The following is a 10999-nucleotide window of genomic DNA, read 5'->3' as shown; positions in this document are numbered from 1 at the left end:
TGGGAAATGGCAGTTTTACAACCCGATTTCACAGAACATTTAATAGTAGTGGCAACCGATTGGAAATCTACTGATTGGTTAATTGCTAACTGTCAAATTCAAGAACAATTTCTATTGAATTCAAAACACCCCGTGCACGATGCTAGAATGCATGCTATGTTGTGTTATCGAACACCAGAATCTTTTAAAGAGCGTTTTCAGAGATCAAAAAATGACGATTTAGAGATTTTTAATGTAGAAAGTTGGTTGTTGCACCATGGTAAAAAATTACAAGAGCGTTTTCAACTTTCTGCATATAAGTTAATGAATCAGTTATTGAGAACAATTGATGTGACTAAAGGTAGATCTAGTAATTTCAATGTACTTGAAAATATAGAAGCTAAGATTCATATTGTTGGTGTAGATTCTGATTTGTTTTTTACTGCGGAAGAAAACAGAGAAACTCACAAGCAACTTGCTTTAACACACCCTAATGTAACGTATAATGAAATACATTCGGTGCATGGACATGATGCGTTTTTGATGGAATTCGCACAACTTGAAAAAATTATAGAAGGCATATTTGTGCCACATTCTAAAAGAAAACCAATGAAAATATTAAAATTTGGAGGTAAATCTTTAGCCAATGGAAAAGGCTTAGAGACCGTACTTTCAATTATAAAGAATAAAGTAGAAATAGGAGAACGTATTAGCGTTGTAGTTTCTGCAAGAGGTTCAGCGACTGATGATTTAGAAGTTATTTTGGACAAAGCTTTAAAGGGCGAACCTTTTCAGGAAGAATTAAACGCTTTCAAAGCATATCAAAAAGAACCATCAAAAAATATTGATTTTTCTGAAGAGTTTTTAGTTTTAGACACCCTTTTTGAAGGCGTAAGTTTGTTAAGAGATTATAGCAAAAAAACCAAAGATAATATTTTAGCTCAAGGCGAATTATTATCGATTAAGTTGATATCAAGTTTGTTAAATGGTCAGGGAATAAAAGCAAAAGCTACTGATACTCGTGAATTGATAAAAACGGATGAAAATTTTGGTAATGCACAACCGTTGTCAAAACTTTCTAAAGAAAACATTAAAGAATACTTCGGAAAAAACAAAGATGTAGTTCATATAGTTTCCGGTTTTATTGCTTCAAATTTGAAGAATGAAACAACTACATTAGGAAGAAATGGTAGTAACTATACTGCAGCGTTATTGGCTAACTTTTTAGACGCTGAAGAATTACAAAACTATACACATGTTAGCGGGATTTATACGGCAGATCCTGGTTTAGTGTCGGATGCAAAACAAATTAGAGAATTATCATTTAGTGAGGCCAATGAATTAGCGAATTTTGGGACTTCGGTTCTTCATGCAAAAACCATTATCCCTTTAGTCGAGAAAAATATTAATTTACGTATTTTAAATACGTTTAATTCAGATGATGAAGGTACCCTAATCACATCAAGACCAAGTACTAAAGAAGTAACATCGTTGTCGATTTTAGATAATGTAGCATTACTTAACCTAGAAGGTCGAGGTTTACTAGGTAAAATCGGTGTGGATGCTAGAATTTTTGGGGCATTGAGTAGATATGGAATTAGTGTAAGTATTGTGTCTCAAGGGTCTTCTGAACGAGGCATAGGATTGATTATTGATGCAGACCAAGCTACTCAAGCAGTTATTGCTTTAGAACGCGAGTTTGAAAGCGATTTCTATTCACAAGACGTTAATAAGATTGCAGTTATTGATGATGTTGCGGTAATTTCTATTATTGGAATTGAACTGAGTTCGTTTCATAAACCGTTTAATGCCTTGATAAAAAACCAGATTACACCGCTCTTGTTTAATAATACGGTTAGTGGAAAAAACGTGAGTTTGGTGGTTAAAAAATCGCAGCTCCACAAAGCTGTAAATGTGATTCATGGCGAAGTATTTGGAATTTCGAAAAAGATAAACATTGCCATTTTTGGCCATGGAGGTGTTGGAAGCGCCTTAATCAATCAGATTTTAAAGTCGAAAAACGATATTGAAAAGCGAAAAGGTATTAACTTGAATGTTTTCGCGATAGCAAATTCTAAAAAATTATTATTGGATAAAAATGGAGTTGAATCGAATTGGGAAGAAGCCATAGCATCAAGTTCATATGAAAGTTCAATAGATGACATAATAACCTATGCAGAAAACCACCACTTAGAAAATCTAATAGCAGTAGATAATACAGCGAGTAATGTGTTTTATGAAAATTACATTCCACTAGTTGAATCTGGTTTTGATTTGGTATCGTCTAACAAAATTGCGAATACCATTTCACATGATTTTTACAAGGAATTGAGAGTGCAATTAAAAGAAAATAAAAAGGAGTATTTATACGAAACTACTGTTGGTGCAGGTTTGCCTTTAATTGACACCATTAAATTGTTGCATGAATCTGGTGAAAATATTACTAGAATTCGTGGAGTTTTCTCGGGTACCTTAAGCTATTTGTTCAATAATTTTTCAGTGCAAGACAAACCGTTTAGTGAAATTATTAAAGAAACTATTGATAAAGGGTTTACTGAACCAGATCCTCGTGAAGATTTTTCAGGAAATGATGTAGCTAGAAAGTTATTAATTCTAGCAAGAGAGTTAGATTTGCAAAATGAATTTGAAGATGTTTCTGTTTTAAATTTGATTCCAGAAGCCTACAGAGATATTTCGGTTGAAGATTTTTTGTCACAATTAGAAGTTTTAGATATCCAATATCAAGAATTAAAGGGTAATCAAAAAGAAGGTCATGTATTAAGATATGTAGGTGATTTGTCAGGTGATTTATCACAAGACAAAGGGCAATTAGAAGTAAAATTAGTATCCATTCCAGAAGATAGTACTTTAGGTCATGTAAAAGGTTCGGATGCGATTTTTGAAATATTCACAGAATCTTATGGCGAACAACCTATAGTTATTCAAGGAGCAGGAGCGGGTGCAGAAGTTACAGCAAGAGGCGTTTTTGGAGATATATTAAGATTGTCAAAACATATTAATTGAGAAATATTAAATGTCAGGTTGCGTTAAGTCAAAACCTAAAGAGCATAAAATGAGCGAGGATAAAAAGAATTTTGAAACAGAAGCTATTCGTACGCAATTAGAGCGAACCGATTTTTTGGAGCATACAAGCCCATTATACTTAACTTCAAGTTTTGTATTTGAAGATGCGGAGGATATGCGAGCTTCATTCACTGAAGAAAAGGAACGCAATATTTATAGTCGTTTTACAAACCCTAATACCACTGAGTTTGTAGATAAGGTTTGTAAAATGGAAGGAGCTGAATCTGGTTACGCATTTGCCACAGGAATGTCAGCAATTTTTTCAACGTTTGCAGCATTGCTAGAAAGTGGTGATCATATTGTTTCAGCTCGGTCTATATTTGGTTCTACGCATACTTTGTTTACTAAATATTTACCAAAATGGAACATAACAACAAGCTATTTCAATATTAATAAACCAGAAACTATTGAAAGCTTCATTACGCCAAAAACGAAAATTTTATATGCTGAATCACCAACAAATCCAGCTATTGATATTATTGATTTAGAGTTATTGGGAGATATTGCAAAAAAGTACAATCTTATTTTAATTGTTGATAATTGTTTTGCTACACCTTACATCCAACAACCTTTAAAATATGGAGCACATTTAGTGATTCATTCTGCTACAAAGTTAATGGATGGTCAAGGGCGTGTGCTTGGAGGTGTCACTGTTGGAAATGCTGATTTAATAAGAGAGATTTATTTATTCGCCAGAAATACAGGGCCAGCATTATCTCCATTTAATGCATGGACTTTATCTAAAAGTTTGGAGACTTTACATGTTAGAGTAGATAGACATTGTGAAAATGCTTTAAAAGTGGCGGAGTTTTTAGAGGCGCACTCTCTAGTAAATTGGGTAAAATATCCGTTTTTAAAATCACACCCTCAGTACGAAGTGGCTAAAAAGCAAATGAAACTAGGTGGTAATATTGTTGCTTTTGAAGTAAAGGGTGGTCTTGAAGCGGGACGTGATTTTTTAAATGCGATTAAAATGTGCTCGCTATCTGCAAATTTAGGTGACACTAGAACTATTGTAACACACCCTGCATCAACAACCCATAGTAGTTTAGCAGAAGAAGACAGATTAGTAGTAAATATCACAGACGGTTTGGTTAGGGTTTCAGTTGGATTGGAGCATGTAGATGATATTATTAGTGATTTGGAGCAAGCGTTAAATTAAGTATATTAGCAATATGCTATCCAAAAAAACAAAATACGGCTTAAAAGCACTCACTTACATTGCAAGAAGCGAAGGAGATTCTCCAATTCAAGTTGCAGTGATAGCAAAGAGTGAGCAAATTCCGCAGAAGTTTTTGGAAAGTATTCTTCTTACATTAAGAAAGTCTGGAATTTTAGGTTCAAAAAAAGGAAAGCATGGTGGTTACTATTTAAGAGAAGAACCTTCGGAAATTAAAATGACCGATGTAATGCGTGTACTTGAAGGTCCAATTGCGATGGTGCCTTGCGTTAGTCTTAATTATTATGAAAAGTGTGATGATTGTCCTAATGAACATAAATGTAGCGTGAATAAACTCATGTTACAAGTTCGTGATAGTACGCTTAAAGTATTCAGAAATACAACTTTAGCTGATTTATCTAATACAAACGAATAAAGATTTCTCAATATAAAGTCGCTTTTAAAAGAGTTTTCCGCACTTAAGGCTTAAAATATTCCATTATTCTAAAAACTTATTATTTCTCTTTTTTATGTTATAAAATGTTTTATTTTTGTCTTTCCTACTAAATCGATAGGAATAATATAAAACTATTACAAATGATTGCACAAATGTTAGTAAAAGACAAACAAAAGTCGACCTATAACGAGGATAGTACTAGTGAGAAACCAATTAGAAGCGTTGTAAAATCGCTTAGTTGGAGGACTATAGGAACTTTAGATACGATTTTGATTTCTTGGGTAATTACAGGGAAATTAGACTTAGCATTTTCAATTGGAGGGATCGAACTAGTGACAAAAATGGTTTTATATTTTTTCCACGAACGCCTTTGGAATTCAATAAAGTGGGGAAAATAAATAGATAGAACGATGTTTACAGAAAGACAAATACAAGAATTAAATAAAAGTTTTGAAGAAGCAGCACCTTCTACAATTATACAGAAGGCTTTCGAATTGAATAGCGAAGCAGTTGTTACAACCAATTTCAGACCTTATGAAGCAGCTATTTTACATGCAGTTAGTAAAGTAGAAGCTAATATATCTGTGGTTTGGTGTGATACAGGTTATAACACACAACAAACTTACAAGCACGCTGAACAAGTGATTAATGATTTAAACTTGAATGTGTTTTTATATGTGCCAAAACAAACATCAGCACACCGCGATGTAGTTATGGGGATTCCAAGTATTGATGCTCCAGAGCATGCTTTATTTACAGAGCAAGTAAAGCTAGAGCCTTTTAAAAGAGCTATGGATGAGCATAAGCCAAACGTATGGTTTACAAACTTGCGTCAAGGGCAAACAGCGTTTAGAAATAGCATTGGAATTTTTAGTTTAAGTAAAGATGGTGTATTAAAAGTCAGCCCTTTTTATTATTGGTCTGATGAAAAATTAGACACTTATTTAGAAGAAAACAACTTGCCAAACGAGTTCAAATATTTCGACCCAACAAAAGCATTAGAAAATAGAGAGTGTGGATTACACGCTTAAAAATAAGATTATGAAGAAAGATACATCACATATCAATTCTCTTGAAAACGAAGCGATATATATTATGAGAGAAGTAGCGGCACAATTTGAAAAACCAGTGTTGTTATTTTCAGGAGGAAAAGATTCAATTACTTTGGTAAGATTGGCTGTAAAAGCATTTTATCCAGCAAAAGTGCCTTTTCCATTAATGCATATTGATACAGGTCATAATTTTCCTGAAACTATAGAATTTAGAGATCGTTTATGTAAAGAATTAGGTTTAGAACTGATTGTTAGAAATGTACAAGATTCAATTAATGAAGGTAAAGTTAAAGAAGAATCTGGACGTTACGCAAGTAGAAATATGCTGCAAACTACCACGCTTTTGGATGCTTTAGAGGAATTTAAATTTGATGCGGCAATAGGGGGAGCACGCCGTGATGAAGAAAAAGCAAGAGCTAAAGAACGTATTTTTTCTGTTCGTGACGATTTTGGTCAATGGGATGAAAAAAATCAACGTCCAGAATTATTTGATATGTTGAATGGAGATATTGATCATGGTCAAAATGTTCGGGTTTTTCCAATTTCAAACTGGACAGAGTTAGATGTTTGGTCTTTTATAGAAAGGGAAACTATTGAAATCCCATCAATTTATTTTGCACACAAACGTAGAGTCTTTTTAAGAGATGGTATGATTTGGTCTGCGGAAGACGGCATAGTTTATAGAGATGATAACGAAGAAGTCATTGAAGAAATGGTTCGTTTCAGAACTGTGGGAGATATGAGTTGTACGGCGGCGGTTTTATCTGAGGCATCAACCATTATTAAAGTTGTAGAAGAAATAAGAGATTCAACTATTTCAGAACGTGGTGCACGTATTGATGATAAGCGCTCTGAGTCAGCTATGGAAAAACGTAAACAACAAGGGTATTTTTAGAATATCAATTTTGTTATTTCCGCGAAGTCGGAAATCTTTTAAAACGAATACAAATTAGGTTTTGAGCCTACTTATTATAAAATATGGAAGTATTAAAAATTGCAACAGCAGGAAGTGTAGATGATGGAAAAAGTACGTTGATAGGACGTATTCTTTATGACACAAAATCATTAACGACAGATAAGTTAGAAGCCATTGAAAAGACGAGTAAACAACGTGGTTATGATTACTTAGATTTTTCATTAGCAACTGATGGTTTGGTTGCAGAAAGAGAACAAGGTATTACAATTGATGTAGCACATATCTATTTTTCAACTAAAAAGAAAAGTTACATTATTGCAGATACACCAGGTCACGTGGAATATACACGTAACATGGTTACTGGAGCTTCAACATCCCAAGCATCTATCATTTTAATTGATGCTAGAAAAGGTGTTATTGAGCAAACGAATCGTCATTTTTTTATCAATAATTTATTGAGAATTAAAGATGTGGTTGTTGCCATCAATAAAATGGACTTGGTAGATTATTCAGAAGATATTTATAACAAAATCAAAGCTGATTTTTCTGAATTGATGAGTAAACGAGATTATCAAGATCAAAAAATAACATTCATCCCAGTTAGTGCTTTAAAGGGTGATAACGTAGTTAACAAATCTGATAAAATGCCTTGGTATAAAGGAGATGCATTATTGGAGCATTTAGAGCAATTGGATAAAGCTGATATTTTTAACGTAGGTACGCCACGTTTTCCAGTACAGTATGTTATTCGTCCAAAAACAGAAGATTTTCATGACTACAGGGGGTATGCTGGAAAAGTATATGGCGGCGATTTAAGTGTAGGTGATGATATCATGGTATTGCCATCAAAAACTAGATCAAAGATTAAAGCTATTTATTTCTATGATGAAAAGTATGAAACGGCATCAAGACGTTCATCTGTAACCATCACTTTAGAAAACGATATTAATGTAAGTCGTGGAGACATGATTGTCAAAGAAGGCGATTCGCCAACAATTGATAAACAATTTACAGCAAATGTATGTTGGATGGATTCAGACCAACTAACTGCAGGCGGAAAGTATATCGTGCAGCATGGTATCAATAAAGTGTTGGCTAAAGTAGATAGAATTAATCATAAAATTAATCCAGACTATTCAGGTTTTGAAAAAGATGTAACAGGTTTAGCAATAAATGATATTGCTTCAGTAACATTCAAATTGAATAAACCTATTTTTTACGATCAATTCAAAGATCATAGAACAAATGGGTCGTTTATTTTAATTGATCCACAGTCAAATAATACTGTTGGTGCGGGATTCATTCAGTAAAAAAGTCTCTAGCTCAGAAATGGGAATTAACTAGTTTGCGGTTAATTACTCTTCCAAGGTGTTAAAAAACCTTGTTGCTATAAAAATAAAATAATAACAAAATTCTTGCTTTACCCGAGTAAGAATCCTTCTCCTCTGGGGAGGTTAGGAGGGACTCGTATATGCAAAGTTTTAGAACAGAATTTGAAAATCCGGTTGTTGAAAACGACATTATAGAATTAGCTAATAAAATTGAGCTTTTTCATAAAGGAAAAATAGACGAAGAAAAATTCAGAAGTCTGCGTTTAGCACGCGGTGTTTACGGACAGCGTCAAGAAGGCGTGCAAATGATTCGTATTAAATTGCCTTATGGGAAAGTAATGAGTAATCAATTACGAAGAATTTCTGAGGTTTCTGATGAATATTCAAGAGGAAGATTGCACATTACCACACGTCAAGACATTCAAATTCATTATGTGGATTTAAATAGAACACCAGAATTATGGGCAGAATTAGAACGTGATGATGTGACGTTACGTGAAGCTTGTGGTAACACGGTAAGAAATGTAACTGCAAGTGAAACAGCTGGGATTGATGTTGATGAACCGTTTGATGTATCGCCTTATGCGGAAGCATTATTTCGCTTTTTCTTAAGAAACCCTATCTGTCAAGAAATGGGACGTAAATTTAAGGTTTCTTTTTCTTCTTCAGATGAAGATACAGGACTGTCGTACATGCACGATTTAGGATTCATTGCTAAGATTAAAAATGGAGAGCGTGGATTTAAAGTAATGATTGGTGGGGGTTTAGGATCTCAACCACGTCATGCAGATATATTGTATGATTTTTTAGAAACAGATAAAATTATTCCAGTAATGGAAGGTGTTTTAAGAGTTTTTGATCGTCATGGTGAGCGTAAAAGTCGCGCAAAGGCACGTATGAAATTCTTATTAAAAGATATGGGATTAGAAGCGTTTAAAGAATTAGTTGAAGCAGAACAAAACGCAATTGAATTTAAAACCGTAGCTATTGATGCCGATGCGTATGAAGCTTCAAAACCAGTTAAAGTTGTTGAAATTCCTGAAGTAACAATTAAAGACCAAAAAGTTTTTGAAACTTGGAAGTCAACCAACTTAATTCCTCAAAAGCAGGAAGGTTATGTAGCTATCGGAATCAAAGTGCTTTTAGGAGATTTTTATACTGATAAAGCGCGTTTACTAGCTGATTTGGTGGAGAAATATGCTGCCGGAGAAATCCGTTTGTCATTACGTCAAAATATCTTAATCCCTTTTGTGAAGAGAGAATTGGTGGCGTTTTTCTACATTGAATTAGAAAAACTAGGCTTTGTAGAAGCAGGTTATAATAAAGCGGTTGATATTACAGCATGCCCAGGAACAGATACTTGTAATTTAGGAATTGCGAGTAGTACTGGAATTGCTGATGAATTAGAACGTGTTATTAAAGCAGAATATCCACAATATTTAAAAAATGAAGATTTAGTTATTAAAATAAGTGGTTGTATGAATGCTTGTGGGCAACACAATATGGCTAACATCGGTTTCCAAGGCATGTCAGTTCGTACACCAGATAAATTAGTAGCACCTGCTTTACAAGTATTGTTAGGTGGTGGGAATTTAGGTGATGGAAATGCTGCTTTTGCAGATAAAGTTGTAAAAGTACCAAGTAAAAGAGGTCCAGAAGCTTTAAGGCTTATTCTGAATGATTTCGAAGCAAATTCAAATGAAAAACCTTTTGTAGAATATTACAAAGAAAAAGGTGAAAAGTATTTTTACGATTTCTTAAATGATTTACAGGATGTTTCTAATCTAACTCAAGACGATTTTATTGATTGGGGTGAAGAAGAAAAATACATAAAAGAAATTGGTATTGGAGAATGTGCGGGTGTTGTTATCGATTTAATCGCTACTTTGTTTTTAGAAAGTGAAGAAAAAATTGATAATGCTCAAGAATCATTTGATAACAAAGTGTACTCGAGTGCAATTTATCATTCTTATAGTTCTTTGGTAAATTCCGCGAAAGCGTTATTATTGGCCGAGAACAAGAAAACCAACACACATGCTGGTATTATAAGTCAGTTTGATGAATTGTTTATTACAAGTGGTAGAATAGATTTAGGTGTATCATTTTCTGAATTGATATATCAAATTAATAAATTTGCACCTACTGAAGATTTTGCATCTAAGTATATAGAGAATGCAAACGAGTTTTTACAAAAAGTAAGAACATTCAGAAAATCCGAAACAGCCGTGCTTAATCAAAAAGCGGTTTAAAGAATGAAAATGAGCTTAAAAACGCCAAAGTTAACAGTTGTAGGTGCAGGTCCTGGTGATGAGGAGTTAATTACCCTTAAGGCAATTAAAGCTATTGAATCAGCAGACGTAATATTATATGATGCGCTAATAAACGAGTCATTACTTAAATATGCTTCAGAAAATGTGGAACTGATTTTTGTAGGGAAACGTAAAGGATGTTATGCATTTCAGCAAGAACAAATTAATGAGCTTATTGTAAACAAAGCTAAAGAAAAGGGACATGTTGTTCGCTTAAAGGGAGGGGACCCATTTATTTTTGGACGTGGTGCAGAAGAGATTGATTATGTAAGGCCGTTTGGTTTAGAAACCTATGTCGTTCCTGGGATTTCATCAGCTTTAGCAGTCCCTGCTTATCAAGGTATTCCGTTAACAAAACGAGGGTCGTCAGAAAGTTTTTGGGTGGTTACAGCAACTACAAAAGATCATGTATTATCTAAAGATGTGGCTTTGGCAGCAAAATCTACCGCAACGGTCGTAATTTTAATGGGAATGCATAAATTAGCAGAAATTGTTAAAACCTTTTATGTTGAAAATAAAAAAAATACACCTGTAGCCATTATTCAAAATGGAACTAGAAAAAATGAGAAGGTTGTTATTGGAACCATTCGCAATATTCAACAGGTAGTTAATGAACAACAATTAACATCGCCTGCAATTATAATTATAGGAGATGTTGTTCAGGATCGAGTAATATTAGATTCAATTTCAAGAGAAGTCGTTCAGGTATAAA

At 33.8% G+C, this 10999-nt stretch carries 9 protein-coding genes; all 9 read left to right on the top strand.

Features of this window, described 5'->3' with window-relative positions; all coding sequences use genetic code 11:
* The coding region (thrA, locus tag QZ260_RS10595; protein WP_295985949.1) for a bifunctional aspartate kinase/homoserine dehydrogenase I at positions 1–3003 on the top strand (3003 nt) is incomplete at its 5' end.
* Positions 3004–3052: 49 nt separating this feature from the next.
* Complete coding sequence (locus QZ260_RS10590; protein WP_295985946.1) at positions 3053–4225, top strand: aminotransferase class I/II-fold pyridoxal phosphate-dependent enzyme; 1173 nt, start codon at positions 3053–3055, stop codon at positions 4223–4225.
* A 13-nt stretch (positions 4226–4238) separates the two neighbouring features.
* Positions 4239–4658 (top strand): Rrf2 family transcriptional regulator, encoded by a 420-nt coding sequence (locus QZ260_RS10585; protein WP_295985944.1) that lies wholly within the window; start codon positions 4239–4241, stop codon positions 4656–4658.
* A gap of 161 nt (positions 4659–4819) precedes the next feature.
* Positions 4820–5077: a DUF2061 domain-containing protein gene (locus QZ260_RS10580; protein WP_295985942.1), complete on the top strand. Its 258-nt coding sequence runs from the start codon at positions 4820–4822 to the stop codon at positions 5075–5077.
* Between the two features lie 12 nt (positions 5078–5089).
* Positions 5090–5710, top strand: a complete 621-nt coding sequence (locus QZ260_RS10575; protein WP_295985940.1) for a phosphoadenosine phosphosulfate reductase family protein — start codon at positions 5090–5092, stop codon at positions 5708–5710.
* Between the two features lie 10 nt (positions 5711–5720).
* Positions 5721–6626, top strand: a complete 906-nt coding sequence (gene cysD, locus QZ260_RS10570) for a sulfate adenylyltransferase subunit CysD (RefSeq protein WP_295985937.1) — start codon at positions 5721–5723, stop codon at positions 6624–6626.
* Between the two features lie 83 nt (positions 6627–6709).
* The gene (locus tag QZ260_RS10565; protein ID WP_295985935.1) at positions 6710–7957 is read left to right on the top strand and encodes a GTP-binding protein; all 1248 of its coding nucleotides are present in this window, start codon (positions 6710–6712) and stop codon (positions 7955–7957) included.
* Positions 7958–8118: 161 nt separating this feature from the next.
* Positions 8119–10227 (top strand): HEPN domain-containing protein, encoded by a 2109-nt coding sequence (locus QZ260_RS10560; protein WP_295985934.1) that lies wholly within the window; start codon positions 8119–8121, stop codon positions 10225–10227.
* Between the two features lie 9 nt (positions 10228–10236).
* Positions 10237–10998 (top strand): uroporphyrinogen-III C-methyltransferase, encoded by a 762-nt coding sequence (gene cobA / locus QZ260_RS10555; RefSeq protein WP_295985951.1) that lies wholly within the window; start codon positions 10237–10239, stop codon positions 10996–10998.
* Position 10999: the final 1 nt, after the last annotated feature.

This window comes from uncultured Algibacter sp., from assembly GCF_905480415.1.
Lineage (GTDB): Bacteria > Bacteroidota > Bacteroidia > Flavobacteriales > Flavobacteriaceae > Algibacter_B.
Note: the sequence above shows the minus strand (reverse complement) of the source record. Positions and strands in the feature narration are given on the sequence as shown.

Bases quoted from the DNA above. Each gene is read 5' to 3' on its own strand.
- QZ260_RS10585 (WP_295985944.1), top strand. From the start codon at position 4,239: ATGCTATCCAAAAAAACAAAATACGGCTTAAAAGCACTCACTTACATT.
- cobA (WP_295985951.1), top strand. From the start codon at position 10,237: ATGAGCTTAAAAACGCCAAAGTTAACAGTTGTAGGTGCAGGTCCTGGT.
- cysD (WP_295985937.1), top strand. From the start codon at position 5,721: ATGAAGAAAGATACATCACATATCAATTCTCTTGAAAACGAAGCGATA.
- QZ260_RS10590 (WP_295985946.1), top strand. From the start codon at position 3,053: ATGAGCGAGGATAAAAAGAATTTTGAAACAGAAGCTATTCGTACGCAA.
- QZ260_RS10575 (WP_295985940.1), top strand. From the start codon at position 5,090: ATGTTTACAGAAAGACAAATACAAGAATTAAATAAAAGTTTTGAAGAA.
- QZ260_RS10560 (WP_295985934.1), top strand. From the start codon at position 8,119: ATGCAAAGTTTTAGAACAGAATTTGAAAATCCGGTTGTTGAAAACGAC.
- QZ260_RS10565 (WP_295985935.1), top strand. From the start codon at position 6,710: ATGGAAGTATTAAAAATTGCAACAGCAGGAAGTGTAGATGATGGAAAA.
- QZ260_RS10580 (WP_295985942.1), top strand. From the start codon at position 4,820: ATGATTGCACAAATGTTAGTAAAAGACAAACAAAAGTCGACCTATAAC.